Source organism: Streptomyces macrolidinus (genome assembly GCF_023887685.1).
GTDB lineage: Bacteria > Actinomycetota > Actinomycetes > Streptomycetales > Streptomycetaceae > Streptomyces > Streptomyces macrolidinus.
Genome location: NZ_JAMWMR010000025.1, coordinates 1 through 23,087, shown reverse-complemented (window position 1 = coordinate 23,087; position 23,087 = coordinate 1). Strand labels below are relative to the sequence as shown.

Sequence of the window (23,087 nt, the reverse complement as noted above, 5' to 3'; positions counted from 1 at the left end):
TCGACGTTCGCCCGTCGAACCGGCGCAGCGTTCTGCAGACCGTGGTTACCGTGAGGGGTGAACGACGTGGCCGATGTGTCATCCATGGGGTCCGGGCTGTCTCGTCGACGGCGCAGACTGTCCGACGAGGAGACCGAGCAGCGCATGCTCCAGGCCGCGATGAGCATGATCAACAGCTCCGGCCTGACCGTGGGCCTCGACCACATCAGCTTCGAGGACGTCATCCGCCACGCAGGCGTCGCCCGGAGCGCCGCCTACCGCCGCTGGCCCTACAAGGACCTGTTCTTCAGCGACCTCCTGAAGGAACTGGCCAGGGGCGCGGGGCCCGCCATCAGCGTGTCCGATCCGGAGACGGCCGAGGCGGTCCGCCAGGTCATCCTCGACCGGCTGGACTGGGTGGCACAGCCCGGACTGCGGACCGCCCTGGTGGCGGAGGTGCTGCGCCAGGGGGCTCTCAAGGAGCTCCAGATCTTCTCCGACTCCCCGGAGTGGCGCACCTACCTCGCCCTGCAGGCCACCTTCCTGAGCCTGGCCGACAGCGACTTGCGGACCGAGATCCAGGCCTCCCTGCGCGAGGCCGAGGCCGACATGACCGCGGGGCTGGCCGCCGCCTACGAGCGGACCACCCGGCTGCTGGGCTGCCGTCTCCGCCCCGAACTGCGGGTCACGTTCGCCGATGTCGCCCGGCTCACCACCGCCGCCACCCGTGGCATGGTCATCATGGCGCCGGCCAGCCCCGAACTGGCCACCCACACCGTCCACACCGACCCGTTCGGCGCGCCCGCACCCGCCGACTGGACACAGCTCGCCCTCGCGCTCGCCGGTATCGCCATGACGTTCGTCGAGGCCGACCCCGACGTCCACTTCGACGAGGAACGCATCGAGGCCCTCCGCACCACGCTCACACCTCCACCACAGCAACGGCGCACCCGCCGCAAGGGCACCTTGCAACGACCGTTCCGAGCAGAGGAACCACCCCTCACGTCCTAGTGACCTGAGCCGGCCCAAGAATCTCCGACTCAGGTCACCAGCGAGGTCAGCCCAGCTTGCGGAACAGCCCCTCCTGGACGACCGAGACGAGCAGACGCCCTTCGGTGTCGTAGATACGCCCCCGGGCCAGGCCCCGGCCGCCCACCGCGATCGGTGACTCCTGGTCGTACAGGAACCACTCGTCCGCGCGGAACGGCCGGTGGAACCACATGGCATGGTCCAGCGAGGCCATGTCGAAGCCGCGCGGTCCCCACAGCGGCTCGACCGGGATACGGACGGCGTCCAGGAGCGTCATGTCGCTCGCGTAGGTGAGCGCGCAGGTGTGGACGAGCGGGTCGTCCCCCAGCGGGCCGACCGCCCGCATCCACACCGCGCTGCGCGGCTCGGCGTCCTTCGTCTCCTCGGCGCTCCAGCGCAACCGGTCCACATAGCGGATGTCGAAGGGCTGCCGCCGGGCCATCCGCTCCAGCGTCTCGGGCAGGGCGCCGAGATGCTCCCTGACCTCTTGCGCCACCGTCGGCAGCGACTCCGGCGGCGGCACCTCGCGTACCGGCGGCAACTGGTGCTCGAAGCTCGCCACTTCGGGCTTGTGGAAGGACGCGGTCAGGGTGAAGATCGTGCGGCCCTGCTGCACGGCCGTGACCTGGCGGGTCGTGAACGACCTGCCGTCACGCACCCGTTCGACCTGGTACACGATGGGCACACCCGGTATCCCCGGACGCAGGAAGTACGAGTGCAGCGAGTGCACCGGCCGTTCGCCGTCCGTGGTGCGGCCGGCGGCGACCAGCGCCTGGCCGGCCACCTGACCCCCGAAGACCCGTTGCAGGGACTCCTGGGGGCTGCGGCCACGGAAGATGTCGACCTCGAGCTGCTCCAGGTCGAGCAGGTCGACGAGCCGTTCGGCGGGGTTCGTCATGGGTGAAGTTCTCCTGGACTCGGAGCCGGCCGACACCTCAGAGCTGCCCGACGTCGGTGACCCGGACGACGGCGCGGCCCTCGGCGTCGGAGGCGGTGAGATCGATCTCGGCGCTGATGCCCCAGTCGTGGTCGCCGTTCGGGTCGGCGAAGGTCTGCCGGACGCGCCACAGCCCGTTCTCCGGCTCCTCCTCGATCATCAGGAGCTTCGGGCCGCGGGCGTCGGGGCCGGTGCCGAGGTCCTCGTACTCGTCCCAGTACTTGTCCATGGCCGCGCCCCACGCCTCGGCGTCCCAGCCGGACTCGGCGTCCAACTCGCCGAGTTCGTCGACCGCGTCGAGAGCGGCGAGCTCCACCCGGCGGAACATGGCGTTGCGGACCAGGACGCGGAAGGCGCGCGCGTTCGCCGTGACCGGCTTGACCTCGTCCGCCTTCTCCTGGGCCTCCTCGGCCGTCATCTCCGCCGGGTTGGCCAACTGCTCCCATTCGTCCAGCAGGCTGGAGTCGACCTGACGCACCATCTCACCGAGCCAGGCGATCAGATCCTCCAGGTCGTCCGACTTCAGGTCGTCCGGGACGGTGTGCTCCAGGGCCTTGTAGGCGCCGGCCAGGTAGCGCAGCACGATGCCCTCGGTGCGGGCCAGTTCGTAGAAGGACACGAACTCCGTGAAGGACAGCGCCCGTTCGTACATGTCGCGGATGACCGACTTCGGCGACAGCGGATGGTCGCCGACCCAGGGGTGGCTCTTGCGGTAGGTGTTGTACGCGTGGAAGAGCAGCTCCTCCAGCGGCTTGGGGTACGTCACGTCCTGGAGGCGCTCCATGCGCTCCTCGTACTCGACGCCGTCCGCCTTCATCGCCGCCACGGCCTCGCCGCGCGCCTTGTTCTGCTGGGCGACCAGGATCTGCCGCGGGTCGTCCAGCGTGGACTCGATGACCGAGACCATGTCGAGGGCGTAGGACGGGGACTCCGGGTCGAGGAGTTCGAAGGCGGCCAGCGCGAAGGTCGACAGCGGCTGGTTGAGCGCGAAGTCCTGCTGGAGATCGACGGTGAGGCGGGCGATACGGCCGGTGGCGTCGGGCGTGTCCAGCTTCTCGACGATCCCGCCGTCCAGCAGCGAGCGGTAGATCGCGATCGCGCGCCGGATGTGCCGCACCTGCTGCTTGCGCGGCTCGTGGTTGTCCTCGAGCAGATGGCGCATGGCGTCGAAGGCGTTGCCCGGCCGGGCGATCACCGACAGCAGCATCGTGTGGGTGACCCGGAACCGGGAGGTGAGCGGCTCGGGGTCGGCGGCGATCAGCTTCTCGAAGGTGTTCTCCGTCCATCCGACGAAGCCCTCCGGTGCCTTCTTGCGCACCACCTTGCGGCGCTTCTTCGGATCGTCACCGGCCTTGGCGAGCGCCTTCTCGTTCTCGATGACGTGCTCGGGCGCCTGCGCCACGACGAGACCCGCCGTGTCGAAGCCGGCCCGCCCGGCCCGGCCGGCGATCTGGTGGAACTCACGGGCGCGCAGGGTGCGCACCCTGCTGCCGTCGTACTTGGTCAGCGCCGTGAACAGCACCGTGCGGATGGGGACGTTGACGCCGACGCCGAGAGTGTCCGTGCCGCAGATGACCTTCAGCAGACCGGCCTGGGCCAGCTTCTCCACCAGACGGCGGTACTTGGGCAGCATGCCCGCGTGGTGGACGCCGATGCCGTGGCGTACGTAACGGGAGAGGTTCTGGCCGAACTTGGTGGTGAAGCGGAAGCTGCCGATCAGCTTGGCGATCTCGTCCTTCTCCTCGCGCGAGCACATGTTGATGCTCATCAGCGCCTGCGCCCGCTCCACGGCCTGCGCCTGGGTGAAGTGGACGATGTAGACGGGCGCCTGCCGGGTCTGGAGGAGTTCGGTGAGCGTCTCGGTGAGCGGGGTGAGCCGGTACTCGTACGAGAGCGGGACCGGCCGGGTCGCCGAGCGCACCACCGCGGTCGGGCGGCCGGTACGGCGGGTCAGGTCCTTCTCGAACATCGAGACGTCGCCGAGCGTCGCCGACATGAGGATGAACTGGGCCTGCGGCAGCTCCAGGATCGGGATCTGCCAGGCCCAGCCCCGGTCGCCCTCGGCGTAGAAGTGGAACTCGTCCATCACGACCTGGCCGACATCCGCCTGCTTGCCGTCGCGCAGCGCGATGGACGCGAGGACCTCGGCGGTGCAGCAGATCACCGGTGCGTCGGCGTTGACGGAGGCGTCGCCGGTGAGCATGCCGACGTTCTCGGTACCGAAGAGCTTGCACAGCTCGAAGAACTTCTCCGAGACGAGCGCCTTGATCGGCGCGGTGTAGAAGGTGACCTCGTCCCGGGCGAGCGCCGCGAAGTGCGCGCCCGCGGCGATCATGCTCTTGCCGGAGCCGGTGGGCGTCGACACGATCACGTTCGCACCCGAGACCACCTCGATCAGCGCCTCCTCCTGGTGCGGGTACAGGGTGAGGCCGCGCTCGCTCGCCCACGACTCGAAGGCTTCGTAGAGGGCGTCGGGGTCTGCGGTCTGCGGGAGCTGATCGATGAGGGTCACGCCCCCCATCTTGCCTGTCCTCGCACCGGATGGGGGAATCGGATGCCTGTCGGAAGATCACGAACGCTACGCTGTGGCGCCTGGGAAGCGTCAGCGTGAGTCGACAACTGGGCAGCGCTGCAAGAGGGATGGGGCGGGAAGCGGCCATGATGGGACCAGCACACTCACTGTCGGGGGCCGCGGCCTGGCTCGGGGTGGGCGCCGCCGCCGCGGCGGCGGGTCATCCGATGCCCTGGCCGGTCCTCCTCGTCGGTGCGCTGATCAGCGCGGGGGCCGCGCTGGCCCCGGACCTGGATCACAAGGCGGCCACCATCTCGACGGCCTTCGGACCCGTGTCCCGCTGGCTGTGCGAGATCGTCGACAAGCTGTCGTACGCGGTCTACAAGGCGACCCGGAAGGCGGGCGACCCGCGCCGGTCGGGCGGTCACCGTACGTTGACGCACACCTGGCTGTGGGCCGTGCTGATCGGCGCGGGCGCCTCGGTCCTGGCCATCACGGGCGGCCGTTGGGCGGTCCTGGCCATCCTCTTCGTGCACATGGTGCTCGCCATCGAGGGACTGCTGTGGCGGGCGGCCCGCGGTTCGAGCAGTGACGTCCTGGTGTGGCTGCTGGCCGCGACGTCCGCCTGGATCCTGGCGGGCATCCTGGACGAACCGGGCAATGGCTCGACCTGGCTGTTCAGCGAGCCGGGGCAGGAGTACCTCTGGCTCGGCCTGCCGATCGTCCTGGGCGCCCTGATGCACGACCTCGGGGACGCGCTGACCGTCTCGGGATGCCCGATCCTGTGGCCGATACCGGTGGGCCGCAAGCGCTGGTACCCCCTCGGCCCGCCGAAGGCGATGCGGTTCCGGGCGGGCAGTTGGGTCGAGCTCAAGGTGCTGATGCCGGTGTTCATGGTGCTGGGCGGGGTGGGCTGCGCGGTCGCGCTCAACGTCGTCTGACGCGGCGCGGCGCCGCCGCGCCATGAAGAAGGGGCGGGCCCAGCCAGTCGCGGTGTCAGCCGGACAGCGAGTCCTCGTCGACGATGTGCACGGCCGCCTCCTCGGCCGAGGCCGCCGCGCCGTCCACACCGACGTCACTGGCGATCAGACCGCTCTCCTCGTCCTCATGGGCCCCTTCGTCGGGGGCGACGAGACGGCCGGAGCGGGCGGCGCCGACCTCGTTGTCCCAAGGCTCGCCGTCGCCGTCGGGGCAGTCCCCTATGCCGTCGCCGTCCGGAACCGCGATGTCCGGGAGTTCCACGGCGAGGCGCTGGTCCAGGGTCTCCCCGCGGTTCCCCTCGGCCGCGGTCACGCCCTCGTGCTCCACCGCCCACGGCCGCTCCGGAGGCGACCAGCCCCGATCGAGCGGGTCGCCGACCCCGTCGGCGAGCAGCGTGTCCTCGGCGTCGAGCAGCCCCGCGTCGTCCTGCACCTCGGATCCATCGGGCTGGTAGACGTCGTCTCCCCATCCGTCGGTGCTGTCCACGGGTACCTCCAGGTGGTGCTACGGAACCGGGTGCCGCCGTCCGGGACGGCACGGCGGGGCGGGGACCGCTCGGCGCGAGCCGGGCCGCCGCGCACCGGACGGGTCCGGGACGTTCCCCGCGCCGGTACCGACATCCAGCCTTCCACCCCCCTTTGCCCCCGCGCAACGGCAGCGCGGGGAGCAGCGGCCCCGGACGCCGACGCGCGGGCGGCCACCGGGCGTCCGCCGAGGTCCCGGAGCGCCGCCCGCGCCGCCGTCGTCCCACGTCAGCCGTGCCAGGACCGCCACGGCGCCGCATAGGCACCATCGGCGGCGACCAGGTCGTCGTGACTGCCCGGCTCGCTGATCCGCCCGTTCTCGACGACGGCGATGACGTCGGCGTCATGGGTGGTGTGCAGCCGGTGGTATCAAACGGTTCTCCCTCGCCATCACCACGATCCGGCCCGCCTCGCGAGCCCGAGGGCACGAGCTCCGACACGCGACTGAAAGAGTCATATGCGCCCTACGCCTGAAAGGCCGTGTGATCGTATGACTTATGCAAGGGGATGGTCTGCGTAGAGCGATGCGCTCAGGATCCGTGGCGGCGGCCTGCGGCGTGCTTCTGGTGTCCTTGGCGGCCTGCGGCGGGCCGAAGGGAGACGGGCAGCGCCTGGAGCACGGCGGCCCGGGAAGCAGAGGTGGCAGCGCGTCAGTTCCCGGTGCCGAGCCGGGAAGCAGAGGTGGCAGCGCGTCCGCCCCCGCGGCCGGTCCGACTCGTATCCCCGGCATCGGCGACTGGCTGTACGGACAGATCCCCACGGATTCGCGCCAGGTGGTGGCGGTGTACGGCGACGGCGAGGACTCGCCGAACTCCACGATCGTCCTCTATGCGAAGTACGGCTCCGTCTGGAGCGAGGCCGGGCGCTGGCGCGGGCACAACGGCCGGAAGGGCTGGACGACGGACCATCACGAGGACGACATGCGCAGCCCGGTGGGCGTGTTCACGCTCAGCGACGCGGGCGGTGTCCTCGCGGACCCCGGTACCCGGCTCCCGTACTCGCAGAGCGAGGCCTATGAGGTGCCGCGGAGTTGGGGCGAGGCCCACAGGCGCGACTTCTACTACGTCATCGCCGTCGACTACAACCGGGTCCCGGGTACGCCGCCGAACGACCCGACCCGCCCCGAGGGACAGACGAAGGGCGGCGGCATCTGGATGCATCTGGACCACGGCGACGGCACGTTGGCCTGCGTCAGCCTGCCCGAGGAGGGCATCACCCACCTGCTGCGCACACTCGACCCGGCACAGGACCCCGTGGTGGTCATGGGAGACAGGGAAGCCCTGATGTCCTAGGCCCGGCTCCGTTCCCCGTGATCGCCGTGACGGCCGTGATGACTCTCGGGGAGCGGCTCGCCGTCGAACAGGGTGTCGAGCAGACCGCCGAGCGTCTCGCGCTGCTCGTCCGTCAGCGGAGCGAGGATCTCCTTGGCCGCGGACCTGCGCGCTTCGTGCAGCGTGCGCAGCGCCTCGCGGCCCTCGTCCGTGACCTCGATCCGGATCACCCGGCGATTGGCAGGATCGGGCACCCGGCGCACCCTGCCGCTCGCCTCCAGGCCGTCGACCAGCGTGGTCACCGCCCGCGGCACCACCTCCAGCAGCTCGGCGAGGTCCGCCATGCGGGGTGGTGAGCCCACGTGGGCGAGGGTGCGCAGCAGCCGGGACTGAGCCGGTGTGATGCCGAGGTCGCTCTGCGCGAGGTGGTGCTTCTGGACGCGATGCATGCGGCGGGTGAGTCGCAGAAGCTGCTCCGCGAGCAGGCCGTCGGGATCGCCAGTGGTCATACGGGCACCATATCAGGACCCCGTTCATTGTGAGCATAGGTAACAATGAGCTAGGATCCGTAATCGGCCGCTCTGCCGTTGCCGCGCCGCCGTCGTACCGTCCGAAGTGTCCGCCGAACCTTCCCGCCCGTCCGCTGAGCCGTTCCGAGCCGATTCCCGAACCGACCCCGTCCCAGATCCGCCGAGCACCCCGTAGGAGCCCATGCATCCCGACCGACCCACGTGGACACCGTCACCTGGCGGCTCGCCCGAGCAGCCGCGGCAGGTGCGTCGCATCCTGAAGCTCTTCAAGCCGTACACCGGCCGGCTCGCCGTCGTCGGCGTGCTCGTCGGCGCCTCGTCGCTGGTCTCCGTCGCCACGCCGTTCCTGCTGAAGGCGACCCTGGACGTGGCGATCCCGCAGGGCCGCACCGGGCTGCTGAGCCTGCTCGCGCTCGGCATGATCCTGAGCGCCGTCGTCACGAGCGTCTTCGGCGTGCTGCAGACCCTGATCTCCACGACGGTCGGCCAGCGCGTCATGCACGATCTGCGCACCGCGGTGTACGACCGGCTGCAGCGCATGTCGCTCGCCTTCTTCACGCGTACGCGCACGGGCGAGGTCCAGTCCCGTATCGCCAACGACATCGGCGGTATGCAGGCGACGGTCACCTCCACCGCCACCTCGCTGGTCTCCAACCTCACCAGCGTGGTCGCGACCATCGTCGCGATGGTCGCCCTCGACTGGCGGCTCACCGTCGTCTCGCTGCTCCTGCTGCCGCTGTTCGCCTGGATCAGCAGACGGGTGGGCAACGAACGCAAGAGGATCGCCACCCAGCGCCAGAAGCAGATGGCCGCGATGGCCGCCACGGTCACCGAGTCGCTCTCCGTCAGCGGCATCCTCCTCGGCCGCACCATGGGCCGCTCCGACTCCCTCACCCGGTCCTTCGCGGGCGAGTCGGAGAGCCTGGTCGCCCTCGAAGTGAAGTCGAACATGGCGGGGCGCTGGCGGATGTCCGTCATCAGCATCGTCATGGCCGCCATGCCCGCCGTCATCTACTGGGCCGCGGGCATCGCGCTCCAACTCGGCGGCCCGTCCATCTCGATCGGTACGCTCGTCGCGTTCGTCTCGCTCCAGCAGGGCCTGTTCCGGCCGACCGTCAGCCTGCTGTCCACCGGGGTCCAGATCCAGACCTCGCTCGCGCTCTTCCAGCGCATCTTCGAATACCTCGACCTGCCCATCGACATCACCGAGCCCGAGGCCCCGGTCCACCTCGACCAGGTCAAGGGGGAGATCCGCTTCGAGGGGGTCGAGTTCCACTACGACGACAAGAGCGGCCCGATCCTGGCGGACATCGACATCACCGTCCCGCCGGGCGGCAGCCTCGCCGTGGTCGGCCCCACCGGCTCGGGCAAGTCCACGCTCAGCTATCTGGTGCCGCGGCTGTACGACGTGACGGCCGGGCGGGTCACGCTCGACGGCGTCGACGTACGGGACCTGGACTTCGACACGCTCGCTCGCGCCATAGGGGTGGTCTCCCAGGAGACGTACCTCTTCCACGCCTCGGTCGCCGACAACCTCCGCTTCGCCAAGCCGGACGCCACCGACGAGGAGCTGCGGACGGCAGCGCAGGCGGCCCAGATCCACGACCACATCGCGTCCCTGCCGGACGGGTACGACACGATCGTCGGCGAACGCGGCCACCGGTTCTCGGGCGGTGAGAAGCAACGGCTCGCCATCGCCCGCACCATCCTGCGTGACCCGCCGGTCCTCATCCTCGACGAAGCGACCAGCGCGCTGGACACGCGCACCGAGTACGCGGTCCAGGAGGCCATCGACGCCCTGTCGGCCGACCGCACCACGCTGACCATCGCCCACCGGCTGTCCACCGTGCGCGGTGCCGACCAGATCGTCGTTCTCGACTCCGGACACGTGGTCGAACGGGGCACGCACGAGGAGTTGCTGGAACTGGGGGGCCGGTACGCGGCCCTCGTCAGACGGGACGCCCAACTGGAGTCGACAAGATGAAAATATGCCGGATATGCCGTGAATTGCGGGTTACCGTGCCCGCATGCAGACGAATACCCCACTGTGGAAACGCATTCGACTGACGCGCCGGAGCCGCATCGCCCTGGTCACGACCGGAGCCGTCGTGGCGGTCGCCGGTGTGGCGGCGCCGCTCACGATCCTGAACAGGAACGAAGGGACCCGCGCGTCGCTCGTCATCCCGGAGGGCTGGCGTGCGCGCCAGGTCTACGCGGCGATCGACAAGGCCCTGCGGCTGCCGCCGGGTTCGACGAGGAAGTCCCTGACCAAGGCCCATCTCGACTTGCCGAAGAGCGCGGAGGGCAATCCGGAGGGCTACCTCTTCCCGGCCACGTATCCGATCAGCGAGCGGACGACTCCGCAGTCCCTGCTGCGGTACATGGTGTCCACCGCGAAGAAGAGGTTCAGCGGTGTCACGGTCGCCGCGGGTGCCCCGCGCAGCGCGATGAACGGCTATCGGACCGTCACCATCGCGAGCATCGTGCAGGCCGAGGCCGCGACCCCGGCCGACATGCGCAAGGTCGCCCGGGTCGTCTTCAACCGCCTGGAGCGCGGCATGCCGCTCCAGATGGACTCCACCCTCAACTACGCGATGAACCGCTTCACGCTGGACACCACGACCGCCGACACACGCATCGACAGCCTCTACAACTCGTACCAGCGCATGGGCCTGCCGCCGACACCGATCGCCAACCCGGGCGAGGACGCGCTGCGCGCCGTGCTCAATCCGACACCGGGCGACTGGCTCTACTTCGTCACGGTCAAGCCGGGCGACACCCGGTTCACGGGAAGCTACGAGGAGCAGCAGCGGAACGTGGCCGAGTTCAACCGGCTGCGCGCCGGCAAGTCGCCGCCGCACTGAGCGCACGCGGCGGGGGACCGGCGTCGTACGGCGCACGATCGCTCGGGCGTGGAAGGCGTCGTATGGGCGAGGATGGAGGCATGTCCGATGTCTTCAGCACCCGTGTCCTGAACATCACCTCCGGCTCGGCGGAGTCGGTCGTCGACCTCACCCGAGACTGCGAGGCCTTCCTCCGCGAGGCGGCGGGCGGCCGGGACGGCCTCCTGAACGTCTTCGTACCGCACGCCACGGCCGGCGTAGCGATCATCGAGACGGGCTCCGGCAGCGACGACGACCTCCTCGCGGCCCTGCACACGCTGCTCCCGGCGGACGACCGCTGGCAACACCGCCACGGCAGCCCCGGCCACGGCCGCGACCACGTCCTCCCGGCCTTCGTCCCACCCCACGCGACCCTGCCGGTCATCGGCGGCCGTCTGGAACTGGGGACTTGGCAGTCGGTGTGCCTGGTGGACACGAACAGGGACAACCCTGACCGTCAGGTGCGGTTGAGCTTCCTCGGCTGACCAAGATCGCTCGCGGGGGGCGTCGATTCTCCGTGCCGTGCGCGTGCGAACGGAGAGAGACCTGCGCGGGTACGGACCCAAGTGGGAGGTCTCGGGCGCCCCGCCCCGTTCATGAAGCTCGGCCCCTGGCTCCGCGATGAGAGGGGGCCTTACGGCGGCTTGGTGACGGCAGCGGTGGACCGGCTCGGCCGCAACGTCGTCAACTGCCTGAACACCGGATACAAGGTGCGGGACGAGAAGAAGATTAAGCTCACACGAGATGGTGGATGGAGGGACGGCCCGCTGGATACGAGGCTCCGGCTGCAACGGAACTTCACACGGACCCGAGCAGGGATTGAGGTGACTCTCGCTCAACCTACGATCCTGCTTCTGCGATCTGGACTCGGCTGCGTCCTACCAATTGGCCGTTCAGAGAGTGGTCTGTTGAAACAGCAGGGCCGGGGAGCAGAATGTAATGCTGCCCCTGTTCGAGGTTTGACAATCACTTGCTGTGTCCCGCCATTCGGCCACCGCGCTGGACAACAAGGCCTTCGCCAGCGCATCCGTGGAGGTTGGCGCAGTCATTGACATCGCGACGGTGAAATCACCGAAGAACAGCGAGTCGGGCGGTTGTCGACTCGTTGTATTTTCGCCAGGATCTCCCGCACGCCGGGGTCGGACAAGCCGTCGTGAAGGCGCCGCAGCGTCGAACAGCGGGGGCTCTGGCCCTCATCCGCCCAGGCTTGGTATCGAAGAGATCGCTGGGGCACGCTGACGTCGGCCCTCAGCCCTCAACTCTCGGCTTGATCCGCCTGGAGGCGAAGGTGGCGGCGGTGGCCCGGTGTGGGGCCTGCTGCGGCCGGCGGCAGGGACGGCCTGCGGCGAGAAGTACAGGCGCGGCGTACGCTACGTGATCATGTCACAACTCTCGGATGATGTGGACGGCGGGGATACTGGACGCGGCGCGGTGCGGCAGGCGGTCATCCTGGCCGGCGGTTTCGGTAGTCGGTTGTGTCCACTGACGCGGACCCGGCCGAAGACGATGGTCGAAGTGCACGGCACGCCGATCCTGCGCCACCAACTCGACTGGCTCGCGGAGTCGGGCGTGGAACAGGTCGTCGTCTCCACGGGGCACCTTGCGCCGGTGATCGGCGACTACCTCGCCTCCCACCAGATGCCGCTGCGGACGGATGTGGTGGTCGAGGAACGGCCCCTGGGCCGGGGCGGCGGACTCAAGCTCGCATCCGCCGCCTTGGACCGGCTCGACGAGCCGTGGCTGGCGGTGTACGGGGACATCTGGACGCGGTTTTCGCTCGCCGGTATGTTCGCTCACCACCGGAGTCACGCCGCGCTGGCCACGGTTGCCCTGCCCCGGCCCTGGCTGCCCAGGGGCAGCGTCGACTGTGACGAGCGGGGCCGAGTGACCACGCTTGTCTCACGCATGCCACCGCCGTTACGGGTCAACGGCGGCGTCTACATCTTCGACCCGCGCGTTGTGGAACTGCTGCCCGACGAGGGCGACCACGAGGAGGCCACCCTCCCTCGTCTGATACAGGCACGGCAGCTGATCGGCTATCCGGTGGACGGCCCCTGGCGGGCCATCAATACACCACGTGACCTGGACGACATTGAACGCGAACTCGCGTCGGGTACGGATGACGTGTAGAAGAGGAGCGCCATGCGGCTCGGACGGATCGGTGTATGGAGTGTGGGACTCACCCACGGGGACCGCGCCGAGGCGAGGGAGGCCGCGGCCGAGCTTGAGGAACTCGGCTACGGCGCGCTGTGGTTAGGCGGTGTTCCCGGCGACAACCCGCAGGCGGATCTCGCTCCGGCAGCCGAAGTGCTGGCGGCGACCAGACGGACGGTGGTAGCGGTCGCCTGCCTCTCCATCTGGACACACACCCCGGACCAGCTCGCCGCCGCCTACCGGGCACTGCCCGCTGCCGACCGCGGCCGACTGGTCACGGGCCTGGCGGTGAGCCATGCCCCGTTCGCCGAACGCTACCGGCAGCCGCTGACCGCCATGTGCCGCTATCTCGACGCGCTGGATGCCATCGGCACCGCACCACCGCCCTCCGCACGGCTCATCGGCGCACACCGCCCGCGGATGACACAGCTGGCCGCCGCTCGGACCGCCGGCACGCAGCCCTATCTCGTAGATGCCTGCTACACCGCGCGGGCCCGTGCGCTGCTGGGCGCGGGCCCGCTGTTAGCCCCCGTGCAGACCGTGGTCCCGCTCACCGACCCGGTCGCGGCCCGGGCAGTGGCCCGCACCGTACTCGCGCCCTACCTGACACTGCCCAACCTCAACCGAACCTGGCTCGACTCAGGCTTCACCGAGGCCGATCTCCAGCACGGCGGCAGCGACCGCCTCGTCGACAGGCTCGTCGCCTGGGGGGACACCGAGCGGATCACCGCCCACGTCACCAGCCATCTGCGGGCCGGTGCCGACCATGTCGCCGTCCATGTTGTCACCGAGCACCCCCGAGCCTTCCCACGCGCTGCTTGGCACGACCTGGCCTCAGTGCTTCCGACCATCTGACGATGCCCCCGGTGCCCGTTCGTGGCAACCGTTGCACTGTTCTTCACGATTGCCGCTTGGCACGACCAGTACGAGCGTGCCCACCCGCCTCCGCTACCCACGAGGGCCGGGATGCCCGCGCTCTTCGTGCCAAATGACCGACCGTCAGGGCCCACAACGGTGGATGCCGAAGCGCGAGTCACGCAGGCGCAGCAACCGGGGCAGTCATGCCCACTCAACCTCGCGGACTGTCGCGGTCAGTCACCGGAGGCCATAGAGAACAGCTTTACTGATCGTTTCAGAATGAGAGGGGCGGGCTGAGTGGGGTCAATCCTCGAGGCGTTGCAGGATCTGCGTGAACTCGCTGTTCTCGACCAGGCCGATGAGGACCTGGATCACGCTGCTGATGCCGCCGTCGCGGACGATGAGCCCGTCCGAGCATCAGAAGTAGCGTCCTCCCAGAGCTTCCCCGCTGGCAGCCCACCGATCCATCAGGGTCTCAACGCGACCAACCGCGCACATGGTTGCGCTCCACCCCGGCCGCCGCGGCGGCACCGGTTGCCCGGACGGAAGCCAGTCGACGACCGTACCGCGCTGGCCGGGATCGCGTATGTCCTGCGCAAGGGCATCTCGTGGGCGGACGTCCCTGCCGAACGGATCGGCTGCTCCGGGGTCACCTGCTGGCGGCGGCTGCGGGACTGGACCGAGCCTGGGGTATGGGTCCGCCTGCACGAGTCCCCGCTCATCGAGCTGCGACGTGCCGACTTGCTGGACATGAACGACCGCGCGATCAACGGCTCGCACGTCAGGGCCCTCAAAGGGGGAGCACGCCGGGCCTTCACCGATGGCGGCCGTGAAGCCGGGCGTCGCGGACCGGGCGGGGCGCCCGGTGCTTCCTGCCGCACGTGGGGCTGGCTCCTGACCGCGCGTTCCAGGCGGACGGCCATGCCCCTCGTCGTCGCGCTCGATACCTGCCTCTGGAGCTGTTCGGTCAGGTCGCGTGCCTGCGTCTCGGCGTCGGACCACAGGGCGGCCAGCCCCGCAGGCGCCCCGGAGCACGTTCCGGATCCGGGGCGGGGAGGGCGGGCCGGGCATGAGCGCCGCGGCGTCCGGCGCCTCGTCGGCGCGTTTCACTTCAGGGGGCTGGTCACGGGTGTGGCGTCTTCCGGCACGTCCTCCAGTGAGCGCCCCTTCGTCTCATCGACGAAGAAGAACACGAGCAGCCACGAGAGCAGAGCCATGAACGCGTAGACCCCGTAGCTTCCCGCCAGGGAGAGGTCGCGCAGGCTCGGGAACGTGAAGTTGAGCAGGACGCCGGCGAGCCAGTTGGCGGCGGCGCACGCCGACAGCGCAAGGCCGCGTATGCGGTTGGGGAACATCTCGCCGAGAAGGACCCAGACGGCCGGGCCCCAGGAGACGGCGAAGGCCACGACGAACAGGTTCGCGCCGACAAGAGTGATCGGCCCCCAGATCCCGGACAGCGCGGGCTCACCGTCCGCGGCGATGGTGGCGGTGGAGAAGCCCACCGCCACCGTGACGAGGCTCAGGAACATGCCCGTCGATCCGGCGAGCAGCAGCCGGCGGCGGCCCACCCTGTCGATGAGCAGAATCGCGATCACCGTCGCGGCCACGTTCACGAAGGAACTCAGCACCGACAGCGCGAACGCCGCCGACTCACCGAAGCCGACCGACTGCCACAGCGACGTGGAGTAGTAGAAGATGACGTCGACGCCGACCAGGGCCTGAAGGGCCGCGAGTCCGATTCCCACCCAGACGACGGGGAGGAGGACGCGCCGCCGGTCGAGGAGATCCTGGAAGCGGGCGGAGCGGTCGGTCCGCAGCGTCGCGGTCATACGGTCGGTCAGCGTGGCGGCTTCTTCGGCCGTGATGTCCTGGAGCCTCTGCAGCACGTCGCGCGCTTCGGCGGCTCGCCCGCGCGCGACGAGGAACCGCGGCGACTCAGGGACCGCGAGTGCGATGACCAGGTAGACAAGGGCCGGCACGATGCCCACGATGAACATCCACCGCCACGCGGGGAGCCCGAGGAACGCCCGCGCGTCCGCGCCTTCGAGCGCGAGCGCGATCGAGCTGTCGGAGAGGAGAGCGGCGAAGATGCCGAGGACGATGGCCATCTGCTGGAGCGACGCGAGGCGGCCGCGCACGTTCGCCGGAGCGATCTCCGAGATGTAGAGCGGTCCGATCACTGTCGCGAATCCGACGCCGTAGCCGGTGAGCAGGCGCCAGATCGCCAGGTCCCAGAGGCCCTGGGCGAGGCCGCAGCCGATCGCGGCGACGAGGAAGACGGCACCGGCGACCGCCATGGTGCGGTGGCGCCCGATGCGGTCGGCGAGCCAGCCGGCGGTGAAGGAGCCGAGTGTGGCGCCCAGCAGGGTGACGGCGACGATGGTGCCGAGTCCGATGGAGTCCAGCGCGAAGTTGATCTCGATGGCGTTCACGGCGCCGTTGATCACGGCGGTGTCGAATCCGAAGAGGAAGCCGCCGATGGCGGCGGCCACCGCCATCGCGGCCACCCGGCGGGTCAGGCGGCCGCTCTCTCCGGGGCGTGCGTGGGACATGATGAACCGGTCCTTGTCGATTGTGGATTGTCGACCATGTTGCTCACAGGGAGAATCACCGGGAGGAGGGATAGGCGATGGTGGACATCAGGGCGTTCTCCGCCTGCCGGGAGTCGAGGCGGGTGTGCTGGACGACGATGGGGTGGTCGCTCCGGATCACCAGGCAGTAGTCGACGCCCGGAAGGATCGGCTCGGGGCCGCGGAGATCATTGATCCGCTGGTGGTGTGCGCGGCGTGCGGGAACGGTGAGTTCATAGGGTCCGACCGGCTCGCGGTCGGTGTAGAAGACCTCGACTGCGACGTGTGCGGGGTCGTCGCCCGCGTTGAGCATACAGATGCTGTCATGGCTGGTCATCGCGGGTGCCGGTCCGGTGCTGCTCGGGGGGATGTAGCCGTCCGCGACCACCCATGTCGTGGCGCCGATCGCCTGAGTCGTCATGTGAGTTCGGCCTTTCTGCAGTGGGTTCTCAGGGTTTGTCACAAGTCCGGTCAGAAATCGTTCGCGCTCTTGGCCATGAGGCCGCCGTCGCAGACCAGGTGACTGCCCGTGACGTACGAGGCGTCGTCGGAGAGCAGCCAGGTGGCGGCACGCGCGATCTCGGCGGGGTCGGCCATCCGCCCGAGCGGGATCTGCCGTGCCGCGGCGTCCCTCAAGCGCGCGCGCTCCGCTTCGAGCGCGTCACCGTCGAGGCCGAAGTAGAGCATCGGCGTGTCGGTGGCGCCGGGGACGACCGCGTTGACGCGGATGCCGTGAGGGGCGAGGTCGATGGCGGCCGCTCGCACGAACGCGGAGACTCCGCCCTTGGACGCTCCGTACGCGCTGTTCGAGCCGCCCGCGAAGCCGACGAAGGCGGAAGGGGAGGACACGCACACGAGGGAGCCCGGCCTCCCGGCGTCCCGCAGCGCCTGCGCGGCCGTGCGTACGGTCAGGAAGGCGCCGGTGAGATTCACGTCGAGGACGCGGCGCCATGTCTCGAGAGGCATCTGCGGCAGGGGCGCGTTGACCTCGATGCCGGCGTTCGCGATCACCCCGTCCACCGGGCCCAGTGCGGTGCTCGCCGCGCCGAACGCGTCGACGAGCTCCCGTTCGCCGGTGACGTCCACCGCGGCCGACCAGACTCTGTGGGCGCCGAAGCGCCGGGCCTCGGCCGCGGCCCGCTCGGCGCTCTCGCCGTCACGGTCGAGGATGCCGACGGCCCAGCCCCGGCGTGCGGCTTCGAACGCGGTGGCGCGGCCGATGCCGCTACCGCCGCCGGTGATCAAGATCGTTCTGGTCATTCGGAGGAGTCCTCGGTGGTTCTGAAATGGGTCTGGATGTGGGCGGTGACGGTGCGGTCCAGTGCGTGCTCGTCGCCCGCGCGAAGTGCGTCGATGAGCTCGCGGTGCTGCCCGGCGACCACGGTCGCGTCCGGGTAGTGGCTCGCGTCGCGCCGGAAGTAGGCGCGCACGCGGGGCTGGATCGACCGCCAGATCTGCAGGCAGTGCTGCTGCCCCGACAAGGTCACGACCGCCTCGTGGAAGCGGATGTCCTCGTCGGCGAGCAGCGCCGCGTCGGACGCGTCGGCCGCTTCCTCCATGTTGCGGACGAGCGACTGGAGATGGGCGTAATCCGCGTCGGTCAGACGGGGCATCGCCTTGCGGAAGGCGAACTTCTCCAGGGAGACGCGGACCGGTACGAGAACGTTCTCGATCTCCTCCTGGGAGACGCCGAGTACCTCCGTACCGCGGTACGGATAGGAGACCACCAGGCCCTCCTGCTCCAGCTGGCGCAGCGCCTCGCGGACCGGCGCCCTGCTGGTTCCCAGCTGTTCGGCGACCCCCGACTCCGTGAGCTTCTGGCCCGCTTGGAGGCGGCCCGAGGTGATGGCCTCGCGCAGGACGTCCGCCACGGTTTCGCGGCGGGAGGCGAGGGAGGCGGAGGGGAGTGCGGGAAGCGCGGGAAGACCAGACATGGCCGGAGCGTAGCAGGATCGTACTTTGTCGACAATCAAGTTCGGCGGGCTCCCAGAGGTGCGGAGGGAGTGGGTCGCGGGGCGGGGGTGGGAGCGGGGCTTCGTCGCATGACGCCTTCCGGTAGTGCCTCCCGGGCGGGTGCGGCGGGCGGTCCGGCAGACTGTAGCCGAATAGTCGATTGTCGACAATGGCCCTCTCGGTCGGGTACGGTCCCGAACACAGCCGCCGCCCCGTCGGCGTCCGCGGCTATGGCACCCGTCACGAGAGGCACTCATGAGAATCACCAGGGTCGAGACATGCGGTCTTCGCGGGGCGACCCCCGAGGGCGGTTGGTCGAACGAACTGCGCCCGGACGATGTCGTGCACACGCTTGTCGCCGTCCACACCGACGAAGGCGTCACGGGCATCGGAAGTGCGTTCACCACCGAGAATCTCGTCCGGGGAGCGATCGACCTCCTGCTCCCGCACCTCGTCGGACAGGACCCGGTGGAGGTCGAGCGGATCACCGAAACGCTGCACCAGACCGCGTTCTGGATGGGCCGGGGCGGGGCGCTCACGCACGCGACGAGCGCGATCGACATCGCCCTGTGGGACATCGCCGGTCAGGCGCTCGGCCAGCCGGTCGGCCGACTGCTCGGCGGGCGCCACCGCACCCGGGTGCGCCCTTACGCGTCGGTGCTCATGGACGAGGCCGGACCGATGACGGACAACCTCACCGAACTCGTGGAGCAGGGATTCACCGCGTTCAAGATCGGCTGGTGGAAGTTCGGACGGGTGGACGCCGCCACCGACGAGCGCACCGTCGCCGCCGCTCGCGCCGCGATAGGCGACCGGTTGCTCGCTGTCGACGCCGGCGGCTCCGAAGGCTTCTTCCCCGGCGGCCTGGCATGGGCGAAGCGAACCGCGCGGATGCTCGCCGACTACGACGTCGCCTGGTTCGAGGAGGCCCTCGCGCCGGACGACCTGGAAGGCTTCGCCGAACTCCGCGCGGGTTCACCCGTCCCCATCAGCGGCGGCGAGGTCCTCACCCGCAGGCAGAGCTTCTCCCCTTACCTGCGGCGCCGCGCCTTCGACATCGTCCAGCCCGACACCACCAAGGGAGGCGGCCTGAGCGAGTCGCGACGGATCGGCTGGGAGGCCCAGGACCTCGGCATCCGCCTGATCCCGCACGGATGGAACACGGCCATCGGTCTCGCCGCCGATCTGCAGCTCTCGTCCGCGCTCGCGTCCACCGACCTCGTCGAGTACAAGACCGGCTCGGCCTATGTGGACGACCTGGTCGCGGGGGGCTGGCGACTTGGTGCCGACGGATGCCTCGACATCCCCTCCGGCCCCGGACTCGGTGTGTCCCTCGACCCCGAAGCGGTCGAGAAGTACGGCACCCGGCCCGCGTTCGCGGACCCGGAGGCGTGAGCATGCCGACCACACCCCTGTCGAAGGTCGTCGCGGTCCTCCGCGCCCCGTCGGCGGACCGCTACCGCCCTGTCGTCGACGCACTCGTCGCCGGAGGCGTCCGCGAGATCGAGCTCACGCTCACCACGCCGGGAACGCTCGACGTCGTCAGCCGCCTGCGAGCGGATGTCGGCGACATTGCGCGCATCGGTGTCGGCACCGTGACCGACGGCGTGCTGGCCCGAGCCGCGCTCGACGCCGGTGCGCGGTTCCTCGTCACTCCGGGCATCGTCCGCGCGGCGGCGGAGCCGGCGCACGAGCACGGCGTGCCGGTCATCATGGGCGCGCTCACTCCTACCGAGGTGATGACCGCGACGGCCTCGGGCGCGGACCTGGTGAAGATCTTCCCCGCGTCCGCGGTCGGAGCCGAATACCTGGAGCAGCTCCGCGGGCCCTTCCCGGACCTGCGCGCCGTGCCGTCCGGAGGGATCGGCGCGGCAGAGGCACGCGCGTGGCTGGCCGCGGGAGCGGCCGCCGTCTCCATGGGCGGACCTCTCATCGGCGACGCGCTGAACGGCGGGTCGCTCCGGACCCTCACCGACCGCATGCGGCGCCTTGCCGAGGCGATCGGCGAGGACGTGATCACATGAACGTACGGCCGCGCCCTCGGGTGCTGACGCTCGGCGAGACGATGGGTCTCGTCCGGGCAGGAGAAACCGGCCCCCTGCGGGCCGGGGCCTCCGCGCGCATCACGATCGGCGGCGCGGAGACGAACGTCGCGATCGGGCTGTCCCGCCTCGGCATCGGCGCGCTCTGGCTGGGGCGCGTCGGCGACGACGCGATCGGCGAAGCCGTCCTCGCCGCGCTGCGCGCCGAGGGCGTGGAACTCGCCGCAGAGGTCGACGGGGAACGACCGACCGGGCTGATGGTCAAGGAATCCCGGGTTCCGGGCGCCTCTCGCGTCAGCTACTACCGGTCCGGAAGCGCGGCGAGCGCGATGTCCCCGGAACTCCTGAGGCCGGAGCTGTTCGAGGGCGTCGAGCTGCTGCACCTGACCGGCATCACCCCGGCACTGTCCAGGACGAGCGCGGATCTTGTCCATGAGGCAGCGGTGACGGCCCGCGAACACGGCGTACGGGTCAGCCTCGACGTCAACTACCGGTCGACTCTGTGGAGCGTCGACGAGGCACGCGAGGGGCTTCAGCGGCTGCTCCCCCTCGTCGACGTCCTCTTCGGCGGACACGGCGAACTCTTCCTGCTCTGCGACCGGACGGACCGGCACCACGTCGCCGACGACTCCGCCCTTCTGGCATCCCTCGCCGACGCCGGGTCGCGTGAAGTCGTCCTCAAACGAGGCGATGCGGGCGCCGCGTCCCACCGCGACGGCGCGTACGAGGAAGCCGCGGCCTTCCCCGTCGAGCCGGTGGACACCGTCGGTGCGGGCGATGCGTTCGTCGCGGGCTATCTCGCGGCCGTGCTGGAGAGTCGCTCACCGGTCGAACGGCTGCGACAAGCCAACGCGTGCGGCGCCCTGGCCTGCCTCAACACCGGCGACTGGGAGGGCACACCGACGAGACGCGACCTGTCGGCCTTCCTGGACGGCGCCGATCCGGTCGTGCGCTGACCGCTCGCCGCGCGAGTGGCCGTCCGCCGACGGTGGTGGGCGAGGACGCAGACGGGGCCGCGCGGTCACCCGCGTCGCTCGTCGATGGAGCCAGGTCCTGAAGGGTAGCCGTCAGCCACCCCGAGCCCGACTCGGCCGGAGTACCGTCACTGCTGCCGTCAGCCGAGGCAGCCATGAGGACGATACCGAGGGTGCCCAGCCCAGCGGCGTGAAGGGCGGCTTCGGCGGTGATGGCGCTCGCTGTCATGCCGGTGGCTGCGAGGGCCGGTCCACCACCGGGCGGGAAGAGCACGAGGAGGGCGAGGAGGATGAGGGCGAAGCCGAGGTAGGCCTGGAAGTTGTTGAGCGCTTCCAACAGGTGGAAGTTGCGGAAGAGTTCGTCGCCGGGGCCGAGCCCTTGCCGTTGCATGCGGATCAGGAGCACGGTGCCTGCGGTCAGGCTGCCGAGTGCGGTCCAGATACGGAAGCTGATCGTGGCGTGTGTCTCGGCGAGGGGAGGCGCGCTGGTCGCCTGCCAGGTATGCGGGAGTCTGGTGAGGTGCCAGGCAGTCCACAGTTTCGATGCCGCTGCAGCGGACCCGCTTCCGCGCCCTCATAGATGGTGCGCGGCCTGATCGACGATGATGTCAGTAGTTTCGCGGCGCACTCCCTTGGCCGACGCATGCTCAAGTGAGGGTTACGACAACAGCTGTAGGAGCGTGATCAGTACCACGAGGGCTCCGAGAACCGCTGCGGCGATCTGCCAGAGACGCCGTTGCGAAGGCAGGATGACCACTCTGGGTGAACTGGCCGTAGGAATGACGTAGTAGACACGGTGCGGGTGCTGCGATGCCACCACGCGGGCCAGTTTCAGGTGTTGGAACGTGGCCTGCCGCGCGATCTCACCTTTGGACGGTGTCAGGTAGGGCTGTACAGCGCGGCGGAACTCGCTCGTCGCCTCCGTGGGCACAGGCTGGTCGTCGTTCAGGCGCATCGTGTGCCAGTGGCCGCTTTCGTGAGCTGCCTTGCGGACCCGGTCCGGCACGCCTGCTTCGGGCTTCCTCACCGTGTCCTTCTCAGGGGTCCGGGAGACGATGCCCTCGGTCCACGTCACGATCCGCCCCGCGCCTTTGCACTTATCGTGGTCTTGGGTTCCCGCGCGGTTGCAGTCGGGGCAGCTGCGCAGTCCTCTGCCACCGCACTGGGAGCAGGTGACGCGGCGTCTGCCATAGCAGGTGGTACATGCGACGTCCCGCTCCCCGCAGCGTCGGCACAGACCACGTTCGTCCACCGAGCCGCGGCCCTCGGGGAGCTTCCGGTTCTTGGTTTCGGTGATGTCGCAGCGCAGACACGAGTCCACACCACGGCAGGCCGGGCAGATCATCGTCTCCTCGCAGAGCAGATCGCCCCGGCCACTGCAGCGAGGGCAAGACACCTTGCCGTTACTGCACGAACATGACTCGTCCGCCGCGGTTCCGCGTCGTACCAGCTTCAGCGTCAGTCTTTCCTCCGGGCTCTTCGGCGGCGCCACGTGGTAATCGCTCAGGACGTCGTACACCGGCCGGCTCGACAGATCGATGGAGCCGAAATGCTCCCGCCGGCCTTCTTTCCGGGTCTCGATGCATCGCACGGTCTCACCCTCCAGGAGGGAGAGCCAGGTGATCTCCACCGTGTCCGGCAGTGCCAGTTCGGAAGTTGCCGCTTGCTCCTGGACACGCCGCTGTACAGCGTTCAGAACGTCGCTCTCACTCAGCACACCGCACCCCCTGCCGTCCGTCTAGTTCCTCCCACAGTCCGTGCTGCGGATGGAAGTTCAACTGGGACAGTAGCGAACGAGCCTCACGACCGGCGGGCCTTCCACCAAGGACCCAGTGCAGCCGGCCGTCCACGACCGGAGTTTGGTGGACACGAACAGGGACAACCCCGACCG

The 23,087-nt window shown here is 69.6% G+C and carries 20 protein-coding genes and 1 pseudogene; 12 read left to right on the top strand and 9 right to left on the bottom strand.

Annotation, left to right across the window (positions count from 1 at the left end):
- Positions 1-66: 66 nt before the first annotated feature.
- Positions 67-990 (top strand): TetR/AcrR family transcriptional regulator, encoded by a 924-nt coding sequence (locus tag NGF19_RS23815; RefSeq protein ID WP_252427321.1) that lies wholly within the window; start codon positions 67-69, stop codon positions 988-990.
- Positions 991-1,036: 46 nt separating this feature from the next.
- Here the strand turns inward: NGF19_RS23815 and NGF19_RS23810 are convergent, their stop codons facing one another.
- Complete coding sequence (locus NGF19_RS23810) at positions 1,037-1,906, bottom strand: acyl-CoA thioesterase (RefSeq protein WP_252427320.1); 870 nt, start codon at positions 1,904-1,906, stop codon at positions 1,037-1,039.
- A gap of 37 nt (positions 1,907-1,943) precedes the next feature.
- Positions 1,944-4,457, bottom strand: a complete 2,514-nt coding sequence (locus NGF19_RS23805) for a DEAD/DEAH box helicase (protein WP_252427319.1) — start codon at positions 4,455-4,457, stop codon at positions 1,944-1,946.
- A gap of 146 nt (positions 4,458-4,603) precedes the next feature.
- Between NGF19_RS23805 and NGF19_RS23800 the strand changes: the two genes are divergently transcribed.
- Positions 4,604-5,398, top strand: coding sequence for a metal-dependent hydrolase (locus NGF19_RS23800; RefSeq protein WP_252427318.1), 795 nt, complete (start codon positions 4,604-4,606; stop codon positions 5,396-5,398).
- 55 nt (positions 5,399-5,453) lie between these two features.
- On the opposite strand, the gene NGF19_RS23795 is transcribed toward NGF19_RS23800, so the two are convergent.
- On the bottom strand, positions 5,454-5,924 hold the full coding sequence (locus NGF19_RS23795) for a DUF5709 domain-containing protein (RefSeq protein WP_252427317.1): 471 nt from the start codon (positions 5,922-5,924) through the stop codon (positions 5,454-5,456).
- Between the two features lie 562 nt (positions 5,925-6,486).
- Between NGF19_RS23795 and NGF19_RS23790 the strand changes: the two genes are divergently transcribed.
- Positions 6,487-7,254: a hypothetical protein gene (locus tag NGF19_RS23790; protein WP_308288522.1), complete on the top strand. Its 768-nt coding sequence runs from the start codon at positions 6,487-6,489 to the stop codon at positions 7,252-7,254.
- Here NGF19_RS23790 and NGF19_RS23785 read toward each other — a convergent pair.
- Positions 7,251-7,742, bottom strand: a complete 492-nt coding sequence (locus NGF19_RS23785; RefSeq protein ID WP_252427315.1) for a MarR family winged helix-turn-helix transcriptional regulator — start codon at positions 7,740-7,742, stop codon at positions 7,251-7,253. The genes NGF19_RS23790 and NGF19_RS23785 overlap by 4 nt on opposite strands.
- Positions 7,743-7,944: 202 nt before the next feature.
- Between NGF19_RS23785 and NGF19_RS23780 the strand changes: the two genes are divergently transcribed.
- From NGF19_RS23780 to NGF19_RS31295, 6 genes and pseudogenes are all read left to right on the top strand, one after another.
- On the top strand, positions 7,945-9,747 hold the full coding sequence (locus NGF19_RS23780; protein ID WP_252427314.1) for an ABC transporter ATP-binding protein: 1,803 nt from the start codon (positions 7,945-7,947) through the stop codon (positions 9,745-9,747).
- A gap of 43 nt (positions 9,748-9,790) precedes the next feature.
- Positions 9,791-10,627: an endolytic transglycosylase MltG gene (gene mltG / locus NGF19_RS23775; protein ID WP_252427313.1), complete on the top strand. Its 837-nt coding sequence runs from the start codon at positions 9,791-9,793 to the stop codon at positions 10,625-10,627.
- Between the two features lie 80 nt (positions 10,628-10,707).
- Positions 10,708-11,130 carry a secondary thiamine-phosphate synthase enzyme YjbQ gene (locus tag NGF19_RS23770; protein WP_252427312.1) on the top strand — a complete coding sequence of 141 codons (423 nt, stop codon included), beginning with the start codon at positions 10,708-10,710 and terminating at the stop codon, positions 11,128-11,130.
- Positions 11,131-11,950: 820 nt separating this feature from the next.
- Positions 11,951-12,775 (top strand): nucleotidyltransferase family protein, encoded by an 825-nt coding sequence (locus NGF19_RS23765; protein ID WP_308288521.1) that lies wholly within the window; start codon positions 11,951-11,953, stop codon positions 12,773-12,775.
- Between the two features lie 12 nt (positions 12,776-12,787).
- Positions 12,788-13,654, top strand: a complete 867-nt coding sequence (locus NGF19_RS23760) for a TIGR03620 family F420-dependent LLM class oxidoreductase (protein ID WP_252427311.1) — start codon at positions 12,788-12,790, stop codon at positions 13,652-13,654.
- Positions 13,655-13,954: 300 nt separating this feature from the next.
- Positions 13,955-14,353 (top strand): annotated as a pseudogene (locus NGF19_RS31295) (transposase); the annotation flags it as partial.
- A gap of 410 nt (positions 14,354-14,763) precedes the next feature.
- Here the strand turns inward: NGF19_RS31295 and NGF19_RS23745 are convergent.
- Genes NGF19_RS23745 through NGF19_RS23730 form a run of 4 tightly spaced genes read right to left on the bottom strand, consistent with a single transcriptional unit; the run spans position 14,764 to position 18,161 of the window.
- Positions 14,764-16,209, bottom strand: coding sequence for a sugar porter family MFS transporter (locus NGF19_RS23745; protein ID WP_252427310.1), 1,446 nt, complete (start codon positions 16,207-16,209; stop codon positions 14,764-14,766).
- A 55-nt stretch (positions 16,210-16,264) separates the two neighbouring features.
- Entirely contained in the window at positions 16,265-16,648 is a 384-nt protein-coding gene (locus NGF19_RS23740; protein ID WP_252427309.1) for a sensory rhodopsin transducer, read from the bottom strand.
- 50 nt (positions 16,649-16,698) lie between these two features.
- Entirely contained in the window at positions 16,699-17,487 is a 789-nt protein-coding gene (locus tag NGF19_RS23735; protein WP_252427308.1) for an SDR family NAD(P)-dependent oxidoreductase, read from the bottom strand.
- Positions 17,484-18,161: a GntR family transcriptional regulator gene (locus NGF19_RS23730; RefSeq protein ID WP_252427307.1), complete on the bottom strand. Its 678-nt coding sequence runs from the start codon at positions 18,159-18,161 to the stop codon at positions 17,484-17,486. The genes NGF19_RS23735 and NGF19_RS23730 overlap by 4 nt, the downstream gene beginning before the upstream one ends.
- 274 nt (positions 18,162-18,435) lie before the next feature.
- Here NGF19_RS23730 and NGF19_RS23725 point away from each other — a divergent pair, with 274 nt between their 5' ends.
- The 3 genes from NGF19_RS23725 to NGF19_RS23715 are packed head-to-tail and all read left to right on the top strand — an operon-like array spanning position 18,436 to position 21,178.
- On the top strand, positions 18,436-19,575 hold the full coding sequence (locus tag NGF19_RS23725) for a mandelate racemase/muconate lactonizing enzyme family protein (protein WP_252427306.1): 1,140 nt from the start codon (positions 18,436-18,438) through the stop codon (positions 19,573-19,575).
- A gap of 2 nt (positions 19,576-19,577) precedes the next feature.
- On the top strand, positions 19,578-20,204 hold the full coding sequence (locus NGF19_RS23720) for a bifunctional 4-hydroxy-2-oxoglutarate aldolase/2-dehydro-3-deoxy-phosphogluconate aldolase (RefSeq protein WP_252427305.1): 627 nt from the start codon (positions 19,578-19,580) through the stop codon (positions 20,202-20,204).
- Positions 20,201-21,178, top strand: a complete 978-nt coding sequence (locus tag NGF19_RS23715; RefSeq protein WP_252427304.1) for a sugar kinase — start codon at positions 20,201-20,203, stop codon at positions 21,176-21,178. The genes NGF19_RS23720 and NGF19_RS23715 overlap by 4 nt, the downstream gene beginning before the upstream one ends.
- A 676-nt stretch (positions 21,179-21,854) precedes the next feature.
- On the opposite strand, the gene NGF19_RS23710 is transcribed toward NGF19_RS23715, so the two are convergent.
- Positions 21,855-22,913, bottom strand: a complete 1,059-nt coding sequence (locus tag NGF19_RS23710) for a hypothetical protein (protein ID WP_252427303.1) — start codon at positions 22,911-22,913, stop codon at positions 21,855-21,857.
- Positions 22,914-23,087 lie beyond the last annotated feature (174 nt).